Origin of the sequence: Myxococcus sp. AM009, from assembly GCF_013372605.1 — a bacterium.
Taxonomy (GTDB): domain Bacteria; phylum Myxococcota; class Myxococcia; order Myxococcales; family Myxococcaceae; genus Myxococcus; species Myxococcus vastator.
The window spans coordinates 1-537 of sequence record NZ_JABXEP010000394.1 but is presented as its reverse complement, the minus strand read 5'-3'; the positions used below and the strand labels follow the sequence as shown (position 1 = coordinate 537).

1 protein-coding gene is annotated in these 537 nt (G+C 45.4%); it reads left to right on the top strand.

Features of this window, described 5'->3' with window-relative positions; all coding sequences use genetic code 11:
• Window positions 1–66: 66 nt before the first annotated feature.
• Window positions 67–537, top strand: a 471-nt coding sequence (locus HV824_RS36050; RefSeq protein WP_176425299.1) for a hypothetical protein, incomplete at its 3' end; no start/stop codon positions are given.

The following is a 537-nucleotide window of genomic DNA, read 5'->3' as shown; positions in this document are numbered from 1 at the left end:
TGACGAAGAGGTCAATCGGATCCTCTTCATTTTCGATTTGAGGTCAATCCAGTTATTTCATCGCCTATGCAGAACGATTCGGGAACTGTTGACGACGGTGAGGAAAGAAAGCGGTTGTATGAGAAGCGGCGAGAGGAGCTTTTTAAGCTTAGACTCTCAAATCTGGAGAATTTGGACAAATCCATTTTGACGTATTCCAGTGCAGGCCTTGCGCTCTCGCTCGGATTTCTCAAGGATTTCATTCCAATTTATCAAGCTAAGTTCGCTTGGGCTCTTTACGGATCGTGGATATGTTTCGCGTTCGCGATATCGCTGGTTGTTCTGTCCTATGTGGTTAGTGTCCAAATTATTGTCAGGCAGCTTGAGCAGGCGGAGCGGTACTATCTCTACAGAGATGAAGGCGCGTATTTTTCTGGTGGCTGGGCTCACAGATTGGCGGATCATCTGAATTCTTGGCTGTCTGCTGCTGTGTTTGTTGTTGCATTAATATTGACAATACTATTTGTTTCGCTGAATTTAACTGGAGCAACCATGGTG